The sequence below is a fragment of the Pseudomonas sp. BAY1663 genome (assembly GCF_000582595.1).
In the GTDB taxonomy this organism is placed as follows: domain Bacteria; phylum Pseudomonadota; class Gammaproteobacteria; order Pseudomonadales; family Pseudomonadaceae; genus Stutzerimonas; species Stutzerimonas stutzeri_AF.
Genome location: NZ_AZSV01000005.1, coordinates 92,821 through 109,280 on the forward strand (window position 1 = coordinate 92,821; position 16,460 = coordinate 109,280).

Consider the following 16,460-nt stretch of genomic DNA (forward strand, 5'->3'; position numbering starts at 1 on the left):
TCGCCAGGCCTGGCGAACCCACCGCCTGGCGCCGCACCGCCTTCGCACACCCGTTCAACGTCTCGCGACGACTCGCGGCGGCGCTGTGACAACGCCTGCGACGAGCGGACGCTGCGACACTGCCTTCCGGCTCTGTTCCAGGCGCAGCCGATGATCCAGACGGACGTCACGCGGCGCCCATTTGCGTTGGCTCATCCGCCCACACGTGGCACGATGGCGCCGTAATCGAACGAGACGCCGTTATCATGCCCCACTCCCCCGCCGAAAGTTTCCCCATGATCGCCGCCCTCGATCTGGGCTCGAACAGTTTTCACATGGTGCTGGCACGCACCAGCAATGGTGAGATGCGCATCCTCGAACGGCTTGGCGAAAAGGTACAGCTGGCGGCTGGCATCGACGAGAACCGCCTGCTCGACGAGGCGGCGATGCAACGCGGGCTCGACTGCCTGCGGCGCTTCGCCCAACTGGTCAACCACCTGCCCCAGGGCGCGGTGCGCATCGTCGGCACCAACGCCCTGCGCGAGGCGCGCAACCGCGCCACCTTCATCCGCCTCGCCGAGGAAATCCTCAACCACCAGGTCGAGGTCATCTCCGGTCGGGAAGAGGCCCGCCTGATCTACCTCGGCGTGTCGCACACCTTCCCCGGTGCCCCAGGCAAGCGCCTGGTGGCCGACATCGGCGGCGGCAGCACCGAGTTCATCATCGGCGAAGGCTTCGAGTCGCAACTGCGCGAAAGCCTGCAGATGGGTTGCGTCAGCTACACTCAGCGGTTCTTCCGCGACGGCAAGATCACCCCGGCGCGCTATGCCCAGGCCTACACCGCGGCGCGCGTCGAGCTGATGGGTATCGAGCACGGCCTGCGCCGGCTCGGCTGGCAGGAGTCGATCGGCGCCTCCGGCACCATCCGCGCGGTGGGGCTGGCGATCAAGGCCGGCGGCTACGGCAACGGCGAGGTCAATGGCGAAGGCCTCGGCTGGCTCAAGCGCAAGCTGTTCAAGCTGGGCGACGTGGAGAAGATCGACATCGACGGCGTCAAGCCGGACCGGCGCGGCGTATTCCCCGCCGGCCTGGCGATCCTCGAGGCCATCTTCGACGCCCTCGAGCTGCAGAGCATGACCCATTCCGAGGGTGCCTTGCGCGAAGGGGTGCTGTACGACCTGCTGGGCCGCCACCACGACGAGGACGTGCGCGACCGCTCGCTGAGTTTTCTCATGGAGCGCTACCACGTCGACACGGAGCAGGCCGCGCGGGTCGAGGCCAAGGCGCTGGAGGCCTTCGACCAGGTCGCCGAGGCCTGGAACCTCGACCAGGACTGGCACCGCGAGTTGCTGGCATGGGCCGCGCGGGTGCACGAGGTGGGGCTGGACATTGCCACTACCACTACCACAAGCACGGCGCCTACCTGATCGAGCATTCCGACCTGCCCGGCTTCTCCCGCCAGGACCAGCTGATGCTGGCGCTGCTGGTACGCGGCCACCGGCGCAACATCCCGCAGGACAAGTTCGGCGAGATCGGCGCCGACGCCGATGCCCTGGTGCGCCTGTGCATCCTCCTGCGCTTCGCCATCCTGTTCCACCATATCCGCGGCGCCAATGCCGTTTCCGAGGTACAGCTGAAGGCCAGCGAGCGCGCCCTGGAACTGGTCTTCCCGGCCGGCTGGCTGAGCGCCAACCCGCTGACCCGCGCCGACTTCGAGACCGAAGCCGCCTGGCTCGCGCGGGTCGGCTACCAACTGCGGATGAAGTGAGGCCGGCTCAGGGCTCGATGGGCCCCTTGCCCAGGGCGAACGGCAGGGCCCGAGTGGATACCACGATCGCGCTGCTGCCGTGATTTTCACCGTCCAGCACATGCAGCTCGCTGGCCAGCCCCCGCTCGCGCAACGGCGCCAGCCGCTCGGCCAGTTGCCGCAGGTTGTCCAGCATGCGCCGCTCGGCAAGATGACGCTGGCGCGGCGTGGTCGGCTCGACATCGCCTCGCGGCTGCTCGGCCCCGCCGACAGCCAGGTAGAGTCGCGCATCCAGCGCCTGCCGGGATTCCGAGAAACGCTGCAGATCGTCGAAGATGGCGCCCTTTCCCCACCACAGCGAAGGGCTGGCGGCGATGTAGGCCTGGAAGCTGGCCGGCCGATTGAACAGCGTATAGAGCGTGAACAAGCCCCATAGGAGTGGCCGAACAGGGTCTGGCGTGAGCGATCGACCGGGTAGCGTGCCTGTACCAGTGGCTTGACCTCGCGCTCGATGAAATCCAGGAAGCGCTCGGCACCGCCACGCGCGGTGCTCAGGCGGTCGCCGCTGTCGCCGAGACCCGCCGTCGGCGGCGTGTAGTCTTTGGCACGCGCGGCGACGTCGTACAGCGCATCGCCCGGATAACCGATCCCCACCACCAGCACCGGCTCGGCGCCATTGACCGCGACGCGCATCTCCAGCGCCCGCGCCTGCATGGCCAGCAGGGGGAACAGCGCATTGCCGTCGAGCACATAGAGCACGGGATAACCGCCCGCCGGCGGTGGCAGCTGCGGGCGCGACAGGTAGATGCGGTAGTGGCGACCTTGGCGAGAGGTGACGTCGCGCTGCTCACCGTAGGCAGGGTCGCCTCGGCCCAGCCCGGCTTCGCCCCGGGCGCCGCACCGGCGAGGGCCGGCAGCAGCGCCAGCAGCCCACAGGCCCAGCGCCTCACGCGTCATCCTCCAGCGGCGCTGCCTGCCATTCGAGCTGGAGCGTCTCGTGGCGGGCGAAACGCAGCAGATGGTCCTCCAGCACGAACCGCATGCGTTGCCCGGCCGGCTCATCCGCTACCTGGCAATCGAGCAGCAGATGCTCGGCAACGGCGCGCATCCGGCATTGACCGAAATCGAAGCGGACCTGCGCGCCATCTTCCATCGTTTCGATGCTGCCCTTGTGGTGGAAGTGCCGGCACAGCCTGCCGATCAGCAGACCGGCATTGTGCGTGGCCGCCTGCCCGTGGAAACGAATCATGCGGGTCTCCGTCTAGAACGTGGTGCTGATGCTGGTGAAGAAGGTCCGACCGGGCTCGTTGTAGGTATAGGCACCGGCCACCACGGCATTCCCCTCGCGGTACAGGCGCTTGTCGAAAAGGTTGTCTATCCCGGCGCTCAGGCTCAGGTTCCGGCTCAGTTCATAGGTGCCGCTGAGACCGACCAGCGCATAGGGCGGAATCTCGCGCCGCGCATCGCCGCTGAGCGCCACGCCCTGGTAGCCGTACTTGCCGGGTGTCTGCCGGCCGTACCAGGTCACGCGCGCCTGCAGCGACAAGGGGGCGCTCGCCTGCCAATCCAGCGTCGAGTTGAGCGTGAATTCCGGGATGATCGACAGCGGCTCGCCGGTTTCCTTGTTTTCCGAATCGAGCATCCAGGTGAGATTGGTGGTCCAGCGCAGGTCGTCGGCCAGCGGCACGCCCAGGCTGCCTTCGATCCCTTCCACCACCGCCCGCGGCACGTTCTCCCAGAGATACACGTCCTGCTCGGCGCCGCGGGTGAAATAGGTGCCGACCGGTCTGCGTCCGGCCTCGATCTTGTTGCGGTAGTCGTTGCGGAACCAGGTTGCGCTGGCGCTCCAGCCGCCCTGGCGGTACTCGATGCCCAACTCCTTGTTCACGCTGGTTTCCGCTTCGAGGTTCTCGTTGCCCAGCAGGAAGCAGCCGGTACCGCTGTAGGCCCAGCAGCCGTTGCCGGCGCTGTACAGCGCATAGCCGGGGTTGAGCTGGTAGAGGTTGGGCGCCTTGTAGGCCCGTGCGATACCGGCCTTGAGGGTGAGGGTGTCGCTGAGCATCTGCGACAAGTTCAGCGCCGGGCTCCAGTTGTCGCCCGTCTGGTCGTTGTGATCGAAGCGCAGCCCGGGGGTGAGGATGGTACCGGGGCGCAGTTCGATGTTGTCTTCGATAAAGAACGACAGGATGCGCATCGCCATCTTGCTATCCAGCCCGCCGGCCGGGTTGGCGATGTTGCTGGCCGCGGTGAGGTCCGATACGCCGTCCTCGAGCTTCTGCTCGCTGAACTCGGCGCCGAAGGTGAGCATCTGCTCGACACCGAAGCTCAGGGGCAGGCTCGCCTCGCTGTGGGCGGTCAGCGTATCGAGGTGGATGGTGCCGAACTGGTCGCTGTTGATGTTGCCTTCTGGGCCGCCGGCCAGCCCCTCGCGCAGGCGGGCATTGCGCGTCTGTTCGTATTGCAGGTAGTTCAGCGTGCTGCCGAAATCCCATTCGCCCCGATGGGTCATCGCGTAGTTCTGGCGGTACAGCGTATTGGTCTCGCGGCCGATCCAGGGCGCGCGGTAGGCTTCCAGCGATGCCGAGGCGACATTGTTCATGCTGTCACCGGCATAGATGTTGCCCTGGCGACCGAAGCCGGCCTCCAGCTCGAGAACCTGTTCCGGCGCCATGCGCCAGGCGAGCACGCCGTTGACGTCGCGATTGCGCACGCCCTCGCGGCCGGCCGTGGTGTAGTTGCCGATCTCGTGCCCCCGGTTGATGTCCTCGTCGTCGGCGTCGGTGCGGGCGACGTTGCCGTATATGCGGTACGACAGGCTCTCGCCGAGCGGCCCGTTGAGCCCGAAGGTCGCCCGCCGCGTGGCGCCCTCTTCGGCATGGCTCGGGAAGTTCTGGTACAGGGTCAGGCTGCCGTGCTGCTCGACGCCGGCCTGGCGGGTCACGATGTTGATCACGCCACCGGCCGCGCCGCTGCCGTAGCGGGCCGCCGCCGGCCCGCGGAGCACCTCGATGCGCTCGACCTGGTCGGCCGGGACCCAGTTGGTGTCGCCGCGGGTATCACGGTCGCCGCGCCAACCGTAGCGCACCGCATTGCGCGAGGCGATGGGCTTGCCATCGATCAGGATCAGGGTGTTCTCCGGGCCCATGCCGCGAATGTCGATCTGCCGGTTGTTGCCGCGCGCACCGGAGCTGCTGTTGCCGGTCAGGTTGACCCCCGGCTGGCGACGGATGATCTCGGCCAGATCGTTCGCCGGCGGACTTTTGCGCAAGTCCTCGGCCGTGATGATCGACACGCCGGGCGCCTGCTTCAGCTCCTCCCGGGCGGTGGCCAGGACATAGTCGTCGTCCAGCGCCAGGGGCTCCTCGGCCCAGGCATGGAGCGGCATGGCCAGCGCGACGGCAAGCGCCAGGCGGGTAATGGTGAACGATTGATGCGATGACATGCTGCCCTCCCCCGAGCCCACACACCGAACGGCGGAGACTCTTCTTAATGCGAATTATTTGCAACAACATTTGAGCGGCAGTAGTCTTGCACGGTCGGTGCGGCAGTAGGTTTGTTGAAACGGATTGTTTCTTTGCGCAAACCGCAACGGGGGGATGAATGAACGAACGAGGCGTCGTCAGGGCCAGCGAGCTGGGCGCCCGGGTGGGAATGCCACTGCGCCTGACGGAAAGAGAGCCCTGCCAGGACCGGTTGTTCGAGGGACGCCTGAGCTGGCTGAAGCTACGCAGCGGGCTGTCGCTACACTGCTCCGACTGCGTGGAGCTGCATCACTTCACCACCCAGGTACAGACGGCGCCGCACATCAATTTCATCCTGTTTCTCGAAGGCGGCAACGATGTCGGTTTCGACGAGCACAGGTTCCACCTCGGCACGGGCCCGGACGCCGCCGCCCAGGGCGTGACCATCGCCCTGGGGCGGCCTACCCAGTTCAGCCGCCAGGCACGCCGCGGCCAACGGATACGCAAGGTCTCGGTGAGCCTGACGCCGGACTGGTTCGAAGCCGGCGGTTTCGACAGCCATGAAGCCCTGCACGAGCTCATCGATCTGGAGCGCGACACCTTCATGCTCCGGCAGTGGCAACCGTCCCCGCGCCTGCTGGCGCTGGCCGAGCAGGTCCTCGCCCCGCAACAGGCCCCCGGTCTGTTGCAGCGCCTGTACCTGGAAAGCCGCGCACTGGAGATCGCCAACGAGGCGCTGAGCCTGCTGGCCCGGCAATCGCCCCGGGCGGGCCGGGGCCTGCGTCCACAGGAAATGGCGCGGATCAGGCGAACGCTGGAACTGCTGCACAGCGACAGCGCCGATGGCTGGTCGCTGGAGCGGATCGCCCGTGAAGTGGGAACCAACGCCAGTACCCTGCAGCGGCATTTCCAGGCCGCCCAGGGCGTATCGCTGTTCGAGTATCAACGCCGGCGCAAGCTGCAGCAGGCACGCGAAGCGCTGGAGCGCCAGGGCGTCAGTGTCGGCCAGGCCGCCTGGCTGGCCGGCTACAGCAGCGCCGCGAACTTCTCCACGGCCTTCAAGCGCGCCTTCGGCCTGACGCCCAAGCAGGTCAGGCCCAGGCTCTGATGTCGCTCAGCGGGTGCTGCCCTGCGGGCCGGTCAAGCGCTCCAGCAGCATGTTCTGCACGTTGCGCGGGTTCTGGTTACCGCTGGGGCTGTTGCGCAGGTAGCTGCCGTCCGGCTGCAGCAGCCAGCTCTGGGTGTTGTCGCTGAGGAAGCCCTCCAGCTCCTTCTTCACCCGCGTCACCAGCTTCTTGCCCTCCACCGGGAAGCAGGTTTCCACCCGCCGGTCGAGGTTGCGCTCCATCCAGTCGGCGCTGGAGAGGTAGAGCTTCTCGTCGCCGTCGTTGTGGAAATAGAAGACCCGGCTGTGCTCGAGGAAGCGGCCGATGATCGAGCGCACCTGGATGTTGTGCGACACCCCGGCGATGCCCGGGCGCAGGCAGCACATGCCGCGCACGATGAGGTCGACACGCACGCCGGTCTGGCTGGCCTTGTACAGCGCCTTGATCATCTTCGGATCGGTCAGCGCATTGATCTTCAGGATGATGTGCGCCGGCTTGCCTTCGGCGGCGTGCTGGGTTTCCTGGGTGATCAGGTCGAGCAGGGTCTTCTTCAGGGTGAAGGGCGCATGCAGCAACTTCTTCATGCGCATGGTCTTGCCCATGCCGATCAGCTGGCTGAACAGCTTGGAAACGTCCTCGCACAGCGCATCGTCCGAGGTCAGCAGGCTGTAGTCGGTGTACAGCCGTGCGTTGGCCGCGTGGTAGTTGCCGGTGCCCAGGTGCGCATAGCGGCACAGTTCGCCGTTCTCGCGGCGCAGGATCAGCATCATCTTGGCGTGGGTCTTGTAGCCGACCACACCATAGATCACCACCGCGCCGGCCTGCTGCAGGCGGCTGGCCAATTGCAGGTTGGATTCCTCGTCGAAGCGCGCGCGCAGCTCGATCACCGCGGTGACTTCCTTGCCGCTGCGCGCCGCATCGACCAGCGCGTCGACGATCTCCGAATTGGCCCCGGAGCGGTACAGGGTCTGCTTGATCGCCAGCACGCAGGGGTCCTTGGCCGCCTCGCGCAGCAGGTCGACCACCGGCGTGAACGACTCGAAGGGGTGCAGCAGCAGGATGTCCTGTTTGCTGATCACGCTGAAGATCTTGTCGCTGTTCTGCAGCAGTCTGGGGATCGACGGCGTGAACGGGCTGTATTGCAGCTCGGGGTGGCTGTCCAGGCCGGTGATGCTGAACAGCCGGGTCAGGTTGACCGGGCCGTTGACGCGGTACATCTCGCTCTCGCCGAGGCTGAACTGCTTGAGCAGGAAGTCGGCCAGGTGCTGCGGGCAGGTGTCGGCCACCTCCAGGCGCACCGCGTCGCCGTAGCGCCGCGAGATCAGCTCGCCACGCAGCGCCCGCGCCAGGTCCTCGACGTCCTCGGTGTCCACCGACAGGTCGGCGTTGCGCGTCAGGCGGAACTGGTAGCAGCCCTTGACCCGCATACCGTGGAACAGGTCGTCGGCGTGGGCGTGGATCATCGAGGAGAGGAAGACGAAGTTGTCCCCCGCCCCACCGACCGACTCCGGCACGCGGATCACCCGCGGCAGCAGGCGCGGCGCCGGGATGATCGCCAGCCCGGAGTCGCGGCCGAAGGCGTCGATGCCTTCCAGCTCGACGATGAAGTTCAGGCTCTTGTTCACCAGCAACGGGAACGGGTGCGTCGGGTCCAGGCCGATCGGCGTGACGATCGGCGCGATCTCGTCGCGGAAGTAGCGGCGCACCCAGGCCTTGAGCTTGGCGGTCCAATGCCGGCGGCGAATGAAGCGGATGTGGTTTTCCGCCAATGCCGGCAGCAGCACATCGTTGAGGATCGCGTACTGGCGGTCGACCTGCCCATGCACCAGCTCGCCGATGCGCGCCAGCGCCTGGTGCGGCTGCAGGCCGTCGGCACCGGCCTGCTCGCGGGCGAAGGTGACCCGCTTCTTCAGCCCGGCCACGCGGATTTCGAAGAACTCGTCGAGATTGCTGGAGAAGATCAGCAGGAACTTCAGGCGTTCCAGCAGCGGATAGGACTCGTCCAGCGCCTGCTCCAGCACGCGGATGTTGAACTGCAACTGCGACAGCTCGCGATGGATGTAGAGGCTGCTGTCGTCCAGGTTCGGCACCGGCGGCGCCGCGGCCGGCACCTCCTCCTCCACCTCGGGCAACGGCGGTGCCAGCACCTCGGACAGCGCCTGATCCAGCTGTTCACCGACAGCGTCCTGCACTTCCTTCTCGCTGAGTCCCTGGTTGATCATCGTTATGCCTCGAGCGGGCTCATCGGCCCCGTTTCAACTGTTGTGCCGCCTGCTTGGCGAAGTAGGTGAGGATGCCATCGGCCCCGGCACGCTTGAAGCCGACCAAAGACTCAAGGATCACCGCCTCGCTCAGCCAGCCGTTCTGGATCGCCGCCATGTGCATGGCGTACTCGCCGCTGACCTGGTAGACGAAGGTCGGCGCCTTGAAGGCGTCCTTGACCCGCCAGACGATGTCCAGGTACGGCAGGCCCGGCTTGACCATGACCATGTCCGCACCTTCGGCCAGGTCGGCGGCGACTTCGTGCAGCGCCTCGTCGCCGTTGGCCGGGTCCATCTGATAGGTGTTCTTGTTGCTCTTGCCGAGGTTGGCCGCCGAGCCCACCGCGTCGCGGAACGGGCCGTAGTAGGCGCTGGCGTACTTCGCCGAATAGGCCATGATGCGCACGTTGTGGTGGCCTGCCACCTCCAGCGCCTCGCGGATCGCCTGGATGCGGCCATCCATCATGTCCGACGGCGCGACCACCTGGCGCCAGCCTCGGCATGGGACAGCGCCTGCCGGACCAGCGCATCGACGGTGACGTCGTTCTGCACGTAGCCATGCTCGTCGAGGATGCCGTCCTGACCATGGGTGGTGAACGGATCGAGCGCCACGTCGGTGATGATGCCCAGTTCGGGGAAGCGCTCACGCAGCGCGCGGGTGGCGCGCTGGGCGATGCCGTCGGGGCTCCAGGCTTCGGCGGCGTCGAGGGACTTCTTCTCCAGCGGCGTGACCGGGAACAGCGCCAGCGCCGGAATACCCAGCGCCACCAGTTCCTCGGCCTCCTCCAGCAGCAGGTCGATGGACAGCCGTTCCACGCCCGGCATCGACGGCACCTGCTCGCGGCGGTTCTCGCCGTCCAGCACGAACACCGGCAGGATCAGGTCATCGACCGTCAACACGTTCTCGCGCACCAGGCGGCGGGAAAAATCATCGCGACGGTTGCGACGCAGACGAGTAGCGGGAAACAGCCGGCTGGCAGGAACGAGACTCACGACGAACTCCTGGCCCGCAGAGCGGGCGAATATGACGTTTATAGGCCGACAGCATGACGAAAAGATGACAATGCCGCGCAGACCTCCGAACGGCCCATTGTCGCCAGCCTCGGCGGTGACTGCCAGTGCTTTGATCAACCGGCGCGCGGCGCAACGGTGCGGCCCCAGGGCCCGTGGCAATGAACACCGGCGCCTGCCGCGACTCCAAAACTGCAGAGCGGGACTTACCCGGAGCCGTCCCAGGCATTAGCATCGACGCATGACCCGAGCGTCCGGAAGGGCCGTTCGGGCTTGACCAGACCAGGAGTATCGCTATGAACAAAAAGGTCGCCGTGATCCTTTCCGGCTGTGGCGTCTACGACGGCTCGGAGATCTACGAAAGCGTGATTACCCTGCTGCGCCTGGACCAGCGTGGAGCCAAGGTGCAGTGCTTCGCCCCCAACATTCCACAGATGCACGTGATCAACCACCTCACCGGCGAGGAAATGCCGGAGTCGCGCAACGTGCTGACCGAGTCGGCGCGTCTGGCCCGCGGCGAGATCAAGGACCTGCGCGAGGCACGCGTCGAGGATTTCGATGCCCTGATCCTGCCCGGCGGCTTCGGCGCGGCGAAGAACCTGTCGAACTTCGCCAGCGAAGGCGCCAGCAGCAAGGCGCTGCCCGAGGTGATCGCGCTGGCCCAGGCCTTCGCTCAGGCCGGCAAGCCGATCGGCATGATGTGCATCGCCCCGACCATGGCGGCACAGATCTTCGGCCCCGGCGTCCTCTGCACCCTGGGCAGCGACGAGGCCGATGCGGCCAAGGCGGTCGTCGCGATGGGTGCCGTGCACCAGCCATGCGAAGTCAGCGAGATCGTCGAGGACAAGCGGCACAAGCTGGTCACCACCCCGGCCTACATGCTCGCGCAGTCCATCAGCGAAGCCGCGTCGGGCATCTACAAGCTGGTCGACCGGGTGCTGGAACTGACCGTCTGAGGAACCGTCGATCATGAAATCCCGGCGCCGCGGCCGTAATGCTGTTCAGATAAGCACGGAGAGTACGTTGTAGGAGCGCGCCATGCGCGCGAATCGCGGGCGTGGCCCGCTCCTACAGAGCCAACATCCAGCTTGAGTCGTTAAGTGAACAGCATTAGGCGCCGCGGCCGGGATTTTTTTGCGCGAAAGTCGCCAAACCAGCCGGCGCTCCCGCCGACGCTCTGGTCAGCCCGCCGCCGCTCGGGCAGCGTGATCGCTCTCCCGGCAGGAACGCAGATCATGAACGACGATGACACACTGCTCGCCGAGCAGGCCCAAGCCGTACGCCAGATGTTCGAACGCATTCCCTTCAACCTGGCACTGGGCATCGAGCTCGACGAGATCTCGACCTCGCGCGTGGTGATGCACCTGCCGATGAAACCCGAACTGGTGGGCAATTTCGTCCACGGCATCCTGCATGGCGGTGTCATCGCCTCGCTGCTGGACGTGGCCGGCGGCGCCATGGCGATGCTCGGCGCCTTCGACAAGCATCGCCACCTGACGCCAGCGGAACGCGCTGCGCGACTTTCCCGGCTCGGCACCATCGACCTGCGCATCGACTACCTGCGCCCGGGGCGCGGCACGCGCTTCAGCGCCAGCGCCGTGCTGCTGCGCTCGGGCAACAAGGTGGCGGTGGTGCGCTCGGAGCTGCACAACGAGGACGGTGTGCTGGTGGCGGTGGGCACCGGCACCTATCTATGCGGCTGAACTATGCGGCTGAAGCAGCTGCAGCCGTAGGGCGGGTGAAACCCGCCAAGCGTGCGCGAAGCCTACTCCGTTCGGCGGGTTGCACCGTCCTACGCCCGGCGCCTCATCAGTTGCGTCAGCATGCGGTCCAGCGCATTGGCGAAGGCCTGGCGATCACGCTCGCCATAGGCGGCCTGGCCGCCGCCGACCTGGCCCTGGTCGCGCAGGTCGGTGAACAGGTTGCGCACCGCCAGTCGCTCGCCCATGTTGCGCTCGTCGAACTCGCGCCCGCGCGGGTCCAGCGCGGCGACGCCCTTCTTCACCAGGCGGTCGGCCAGCGGCACGTCGCTGCAGATCACCAGATCGCCGGGCTCGGCATGCTCGACCAGATAATCGTCGGCGGCATCCGGCCCGCTCGGCACCACGATCAGCCTGACGCAGGCGAACGCCGGCTTGACCTGGCTCTGCCCGGCGACCAGCAGCACCTCGAACTTGCGCTTCAGCGCGAACCTGATCACCTGGTCCTTGGCCGCCCGCGGGCAGGCATCGGCGTCGATCCACACACGCATCGGGGCCGACTCGTTCATGCCGCGGCGCGCCGAACCGTCGCCAGCAGGGCCGCGGCAGCGGCGAACATGGTGGCGAAGCTGCGGTTGACCAGCCGCTGCTGACGCGGCGTACGCAGCAGGCGCAGCACCCTGGCGGCGAGCCCGGTGTAGCCGGCCATGACCAGCAGATCCACCACCACCATGGTCGCCGCCATCTCGCTGTACTGCAGCAGCAGCGGCCGCTGCGGATCGAGGAACTGCGGCAGCACCGCGAGGATGAAGACGATCGCCTTGGGGTTGCTGGCATTGACCAGGAAGCCGCGCAGCACCAGGCTCAACGGCCGGCCGATGGGCCGTGGCGCAGCGGAATCGTCCAGCGCTTCGGGCTGCGCCTGCCATTGCTTGAAAGCCAGCCACAGCAGGTAGCCGACGCCGAACCACTTGATCAGGCCGAACGCCAGTTCCGAGGTCGCCAGCACCGCGCCGACGCCTGCGGCGACCACGGCGATCTGCAGTACCAGCGCCAGTTGCAGGCCGATGGCGTTCCAATAGCCGCGCCAGAAGCCGTACTGCAGGCCGCAGGACATCGAGGCGATGGCCCCGGCGCCCGGCGACAGGCTGATCACCCAACAGGCGACGAAGAAAGCGAGCCAGGTTTCCAGCGACATGGTGATTGCCTCCCCTTCAAAGCGGTTGCGTCGGCCGGGTGGTCGACGCTGCGGTTCAGTCCGGCGAGCCCTTGCCCAGCTTCACCGGCTCCTTGAGCTTACGCTTCATCGCCTTGCGCATGCGGATGTTCAGCGCCTCGACGCCCAGCGAGAAGGCCATGGCGAAATAGACGTAGCCCTTGGGTACGTGCACGTCGAAGGCTTCGGCGACCAGCAGGGTGCCGACGACGATGAGGAACGACAGCGCCAGGATCTTCAGCGTCGGGTGCCTGTCGATGAAATCGCTGATGGTGCCGGCGGCCAGCATCATCACCAGCACGGCGATGACGATCGCCGCGATCATCACCGGCACGTTCTGCACCAGGCCCACCGCAGTGATCACCGAGTCAAGCGAGAAGATGATGTCGATCACCGCGATCTGCAGGATCACCCCCAGGAAGCCGGCCTTCGCCGCGCCGCCGCCCTCGTGGCTTTCCTCCTCGCCCTCGACGCTGTGCCAGATCTCCAGGGTGCTCTTGAACAGCAGGAACAGGCCGCCGAAGAACAGGATCAGGTCGCGCCCGGAGACGCCCTCGCCGAGGAGGCTGAACAGGTCGTTGGTCAGGCGCATGACCCAGGCGATCGACAGCAGCAGCAGGATGCGCGTGCCCATGGCCAACGCCAGGCCGAAGAAGCGCGCCTTCGGCTGCTGCGCCTTGGGCAGCCGGCCGACCAGAATCGAGATGAAGATGATGTTGTCGATGCCGAGGACGATTTCCAGGGCGGTCAGGGTCAGAAACGCGACCCAGATTTCCGGGTTGCCAAGCCATTCCATAGGGGGTTACTTCTCGTTGGAGCCACGCTGATAGAACTGCACTTCACTGCCGCGCCAACGGCGGACGGCCTTCTGGAAGAACAGGCTGTTGGGCACCTGCACGATGGCCCCGGTGTCCGCTTCGGCCACCTCTTCCAAGGTGGTGTAGAGCAGATTGATATCGATCACCCGGCCCTTGACGATCGGCTTGTCGAACGCTTCGACGATCTCCACCACATCGCCCAGGCGGAACGGCCCGACGGTGAGGATCAGCACCGCGCAGAGCAGGTTGGACAGCACGCTCCAGATGGCGAAGAAGGCGATCGCCGCCACCGCGACGAAACCGGAGATGGCCGTCCACAGCACGGTGGCGGAAACACCGAAGCGCTCCAGCACCATGATCAGCGCGCCACCCATGATGAACCAGCGGATGCCGCCGCGTACCGGCAGCAGCAGTTCCGGTGGCAACGGATAGCGCGACGACAGCCGCATCAGCCCTCGGGCGACCAGGCGCTGCAGGACATAGCCCACCAGCAGGATCAGCAGCACCTGCAGGCCCAGCAGCAGCTGGTCACGCCACTCCTGCGACAGCTGCAGCAATTGCTCGTTCATGCACTGCCCTCCAACTGGGCCTGGAGGCTTTCCAGGGTTTCGAGTGCCTCGAGCCAGGCCTCTTCCAGCTCGCCTTCGCGCACCTTCAGCTCGGCCTGCCTGGCCAGCAGCTCGCGCAACTCGTCCTTGCGCGCCGCCTCATAGACCGCGCTGTCGCCCAGGCGGGCCTCCAGCGCCGCGAGCTGTTCATGCACCGTGGCGAGCTCCTTCTCGAGCCGGTCCGCCTGGCGCTTGTGCGGGGCCAGTTGCTGGCGCAGCGCGGCCGCGGCCTGGCGCTGGGTGCGGCGGTCGGTCTTGTCGGCCACCCCCTCGCCGGCAGCCGACGGTTGCTGGCGGGCCCGATAGTCCACCAGCCAGCGCGCGTAGTCCTCCAGGTCGCCATCGAAAGCCTGCACCCGGCCGTCGGCCACCAGCAGGAATTCATCGGTGGTGCTCTTGAGCAGGTGCCGGTCGTGGGACACCACCAGCACCGCGCCTTCGAAGTCCTGCAGCGCCAGGGTCAGCGCCAGGCGCATTTCCAGGTCGAGGTGGTTGGTCGGCTCGTCGAGCAGCAGCAGGTTGGGCTTGCCCCAGGCGATCAGCGCCAGCGCCAGGCGCGCCTTCTCGCCGCCGGAGAAATTCAGCACCGGTTCGTCGCAGCGCTCGCCACGGAAATCGAAACCGCCGAGGAAATCGCGCAGGGTCTGCTCGCGCTCATTGGCGGCGATGCGCTGCAGGTGCAGCAGCGGGCTGGCCTTGGGATCGAGCGAATCGAGCTGGTGCTGGGCGAAGTAGCCGACTACCAGGTTCTCGCCGCGCTGCAGCCGGCCGCCGATCGGCACGAGCTCGGCGGCGAGGGTCTTGATCAGGGTCGACTTGCCGGCGCCGTTGGGGCCCAGCAGGCCGATGCGCGCACCGGGCACCAGTTGCAGCTTGACCTGCTCGAGCACCACCTTCTCGCCGTAGCCGAGCCGTCCTTCGGCCAGGTCGAGCAACGGGCTGGAGACCTTGTCGGCCTCGCGGAAGCGGAAATCGAACGGCGAATCCACATGCGCCGGCGCCAGCTCCTCCAGCCGTTCCAGCGCCTTGATCCGGCTCTGCGCCTGGCGCGCCTTGGTCGCCTTGGCCTTGAAGCGGCGGATGAAGCTTTCCATGTGCGCGCGCTGCGCCTGCTGCTTCTCGTAGGCCTGCTGCTGCTGCGCCAGGCGCTCGGCACGGGTGCGCTCGAACGCCGAGTAGCCGCCGCGGTAGAGGGGCAGCTTGCGCTGCTCGAGATGGATGACGTGATCGACCACCGCGTCGAGGAAATCGCGGTCGTGGGAAATCAGCAGCAGCGTGCCGGGATACCCCTTGAGCCAGTCCTCCAGCCAGAGGATCGCATCCAGGTCCAGGTGGTTGGTCGGCTCGTCGAGCAGCAGCAGGTCCGACGGGCACATCAGCGCCTGGGCGAGGTTCAGGCGCATGCGCCAGCCGCCGGAGAAACTGCCGACCGGCAACGCCATCTGCTCGTTGGAAAAGCCCAGCCCGGCCAGCAGCTTGCGCGCGCGGGCATCGGCGCTGTAGCCGTCGGCAGTGTCCAGCTCGGTATGCAGCCGGGCCAGGGCGTTGCCGTCGTGCGCCTGCTCGGCGGCGGCGAGCGCGGCCTGGATGCGGCGCAGCTCGATGTCGCCATCGAGTACGTAGTCCACCGCCAGGCGCTCGAGGGTGTCGATCTCCTGGCGCATGTGCGCGATGCGCCAGTCCGGCGGCAGCTGGCAATCGCCGCCATCGGGCACCAGCTCGCCACGCAGCAAGGCGAACAGGGTGGATTTGCCGGCGCCGTTGGCTCCGACCAGGCCGGCCTTCTGGCCGGGATGCAGGGTCAGCTCGGCGCCTTCCAGCAGACGCTGGGGGCCGCGCTGTAGAGTGAGGTTCTGAAGTCGGATCATAATGGCCGCGGAGTTTATCAGCTCGCCCGGAAAGCCAACCGGGCGCCGACGAAAAAAAGGCGCACGCCATGCCCAATACCGATCTCTGGTCCTTCGCCCTCGCCTGCTACGCCCGCCCCGGCGTCGAGGACGCCTGCCTGGAACTGCAAGCCGGCGGGGCAGACGTCTGCCTGCTGCTCTGCGCGGCCTGGCTGCAGGCGCGCGGCATCGGGTGCAATGCGCCACGGCGGCAACGGCTCACGCGCCTGGCCATGCCCTGGCAGCGCCAGGTGGTGCAGCCGCTACGCCAGCTGCGTCAGGCCTGGCGCCCGTGCGCCGACGAAGACGCGACGCTGCAACCGCTGCGCGAAAAGCTGAAGGCGCTGGAACTCGAGGCGGAACGGGCGCTGCTGGTGAAACTCCAGGAAGCGAGCCAGGCCTGGCCGCCGGGTCCGGAGTCCGCGCAATGGCTGGCGCAGTTGCGCCCCGCGGGCGACTGCCGCGCGGCGCTGGAGATCCTGCGCCACGCGGCTCAGCAGACTCAGCTGGCGCTGCTTGGCGACTGAGGAGGCGTGGCAGCGGGCTTGGCTGCCGGCTTGCGTGCGGCGGGCTTTTTCGTTGCCGCCGGCTTGGCGGCGGGCTTGCTGGCCACCGGCTTGGCGCCGCCGGTGGCTTGGCGGGCCGCAGCGGCCTGGTTCGGCTGCCG

General features: G+C 67.1%; 13 protein-coding genes and 3 pseudogenes. 5 read left to right on the plus strand and 11 right to left on the minus strand.

Features of this window, described 5'->3' with window-relative positions:
- The first annotated feature begins 245 nt into the window (after window positions 1–245).
- Window positions 246–1,747, plus strand: a pseudogene (gene ppx, locus BAY1663_RS03055) (exopolyphosphatase).
- A gap of 7 nt (window positions 1,748–1,754) precedes the next feature.
- Here ppx and BAY1663_RS22915 read toward each other — a convergent pair.
- The 4 genes and pseudogenes from BAY1663_RS22915 to BAY1663_RS03070 all read right to left on the minus strand — a co-directional run bounded on the left by BAY1663_RS22915 (window position 1,755) and on the right by BAY1663_RS03070 (window position 5,168).
- Window positions 1,755–2,153 (minus strand): alpha/beta hydrolase, encoded by a 399-nt coding sequence (locus BAY1663_RS22915; protein ID WP_051497058.1) that lies wholly within the window; start codon window positions 2,151–2,153, stop codon window positions 1,755–1,757.
- A 56-nt stretch (window positions 2,154–2,209) separates the two neighbouring features.
- Window positions 2,210–2,788: pseudogene (locus tag BAY1663_RS25780) on the minus strand (alpha/beta hydrolase); the annotation flags it as partial.
- The gene (locus BAY1663_RS03065) at window positions 2,673–2,975 is read right to left on the minus strand and encodes a DUF2218 domain-containing protein (RefSeq protein WP_037037869.1); all 303 of its coding nucleotides are present in this window, start codon (window positions 2,973–2,975) and stop codon (window positions 2,673–2,675) included. The gene BAY1663_RS03065 and the pseudogene BAY1663_RS25780, both read right to left, overlap by 116 nt.
- 12 nt (window positions 2,976–2,987) lie before the next feature.
- A complete protein-coding gene (locus BAY1663_RS03070; protein ID WP_037037871.1) occupies window positions 2,988–5,168 on the minus strand; it encodes a TonB-dependent siderophore receptor in 2,181 nt (726 codons plus the stop codon).
- 158 nt (window positions 5,169–5,326) lie between these two features.
- Between BAY1663_RS03070 and BAY1663_RS03075 the strand changes: the two genes are divergently transcribed.
- Window positions 5,327–6,295 carry an AraC family transcriptional regulator gene (locus BAY1663_RS03075; RefSeq protein WP_037037872.1) on the plus strand — a complete coding sequence of 323 codons (969 nt, stop codon included), beginning with the start codon at window positions 5,327–5,329 and terminating at the stop codon, window positions 6,293–6,295.
- 6 nt (window positions 6,296–6,301) lie between these two features.
- Here BAY1663_RS03075 and ppk1 read toward each other — a convergent pair whose 3' ends face one another.
- Entirely contained in the window at window positions 6,302–8,515 is a 2,214-nt protein-coding gene (ppk1, locus tag BAY1663_RS03080; RefSeq protein WP_037037873.1) for a polyphosphate kinase 1, read from the minus strand.
- A 19-nt stretch (window positions 8,516–8,534) separates the two neighbouring features.
- Window positions 8,535–9,547: pseudogene (gene hemB / locus BAY1663_RS03085) on the minus strand (porphobilinogen synthase).
- Between the two features lie 314 nt (window positions 9,548–9,861).
- On the opposite strand from hemB, the gene elbB reads away from it, so the two are divergent.
- A complete protein-coding gene (elbB, locus tag BAY1663_RS03090; protein WP_037037875.1) occupies window positions 9,862–10,521 on the plus strand; it encodes an isoprenoid biosynthesis glyoxalase ElbB in 660 nt (219 codons plus the stop codon).
- 279 nt (window positions 10,522–10,800) lie between these two features.
- On the plus strand, window positions 10,801–11,268 hold the full coding sequence (locus BAY1663_RS03095) for a thioesterase family protein (protein ID WP_037037876.1): 468 nt from the start codon (window positions 10,801–10,803) through the stop codon (window positions 11,266–11,268).
- 89 nt (window positions 11,269–11,357) lie between these two features.
- Here the strand turns inward: BAY1663_RS03095 and BAY1663_RS03100 are convergent, their stop codons facing one another.
- The 5 genes from BAY1663_RS03100 to BAY1663_RS03120 are packed head-to-tail and all read right to left on the minus strand — an operon-like array spanning window position 11,358 to window position 15,775.
- Entirely contained in the window at window positions 11,358–11,816 is a 459-nt protein-coding gene (locus tag BAY1663_RS03100; protein ID WP_037037877.1) for a YaiI/YqxD family protein, read from the minus strand.
- 14 nt (window positions 11,817–11,830) lie between these two features.
- On the minus strand, window positions 11,831–12,463 hold the full coding sequence (locus BAY1663_RS03105) for a LysE family transporter (protein ID WP_037037879.1): 633 nt from the start codon (window positions 12,461–12,463) through the stop codon (window positions 11,831–11,833).
- A 55-nt stretch (window positions 12,464–12,518) separates the two neighbouring features.
- Entirely contained in the window at window positions 12,519–13,277 is a 759-nt protein-coding gene (locus BAY1663_RS03110; protein ID WP_037037880.1) for a TerC family protein, read from the minus strand.
- 6 nt (window positions 13,278–13,283) lie between these two features.
- Complete coding sequence (locus BAY1663_RS03115) at window positions 13,284–13,868, minus strand: mechanosensitive ion channel family protein (protein ID WP_037037884.1); 585 nt, start codon at window positions 13,866–13,868, stop codon at window positions 13,284–13,286.
- Window positions 13,865–15,775, minus strand: a complete 1,911-nt coding sequence (locus tag BAY1663_RS03120) for an ATP-binding cassette domain-containing protein (RefSeq protein WP_037037885.1) — start codon at window positions 15,773–15,775, stop codon at window positions 13,865–13,867. The genes BAY1663_RS03115 and BAY1663_RS03120 overlap by 4 nt, the downstream gene beginning before the upstream one ends.
- Window positions 15,776–15,843: 68 nt before the next feature.
- Here BAY1663_RS03120 and BAY1663_RS03125 point away from each other — a divergent pair, with 68 nt between their 5' ends.
- The gene (locus tag BAY1663_RS03125; protein ID WP_037037886.1) at window positions 15,844–16,320 is read left to right on the plus strand and encodes a TIGR02444 family protein; all 477 of its coding nucleotides are present in this window, start codon (window positions 15,844–15,846) and stop codon (window positions 16,318–16,320) included.
- The last annotated feature ends 140 nt before the right edge of the window (window positions 16,321–16,460 follow it).

Bases quoted from the DNA above. Each gene is read 5' to 3' on its own strand.
- BAY1663_RS03065 (WP_037037869.1), bottom strand. From the start codon at position 2,975: ATGATTCGTTTCCACGGGCAGGCGGCCACGCACAATGCCGGTCTGCTG.
- BAY1663_RS03070 (WP_037037871.1), bottom strand. From the start codon at position 5,168: ATGTCATCGCATCAATCGTTCACCATTACCCGCCTGGCGCTTGCCGTC.
- BAY1663_RS03075 (WP_037037872.1), top strand. From the start codon at position 5,327: ATGAACGAACGAGGCGTCGTCAGGGCCAGCGAGCTGGGCGCCCGGGTG.
- ppk1 (WP_037037873.1), bottom strand. From the start codon at position 8,515: ATGATCAACCAGGGACTCAGCGAGAAGGAAGTGCAGGACGCTGTCGGT.
- elbB (WP_037037875.1), top strand. From the start codon at position 9,862: ATGAACAAAAAGGTCGCCGTGATCCTTTCCGGCTGTGGCGTCTACGAC.
- BAY1663_RS03095 (WP_037037876.1), top strand. From the start codon at position 10,801: ATGAACGACGATGACACACTGCTCGCCGAGCAGGCCCAAGCCGTACGC.
- BAY1663_RS03100 (WP_037037877.1), bottom strand. From the start codon at position 11,816: ATGCGTGTGTGGATCGACGCCGATGCCTGCCCGCGGGCGGCCAAGGAC.
- BAY1663_RS03105 (WP_037037879.1), bottom strand. From the start codon at position 12,463: ATGTCGCTGGAAACCTGGCTCGCTTTCTTCGTCGCCTGTTGGGTGATC.
- BAY1663_RS03110 (WP_037037880.1), bottom strand. From the start codon at position 13,277: ATGGAATGGCTTGGCAACCCGGAAATCTGGGTCGCGTTTCTGACCCTG.
- BAY1663_RS03115 (WP_037037884.1), bottom strand. From the start codon at position 13,868: ATGAACGAGCAATTGCTGCAGCTGTCGCAGGAGTGGCGTGACCAGCTG.
- BAY1663_RS03120 (WP_037037885.1), bottom strand. From the start codon at position 15,775: ATGATCCGACTTCAGAACCTCACTCTACAGCGCGGCCCCCAGCGTCTG.
- BAY1663_RS03125 (WP_037037886.1), top strand. From the start codon at position 15,844: ATGCCCAATACCGATCTCTGGTCCTTCGCCCTCGCCTGCTACGCCCGC.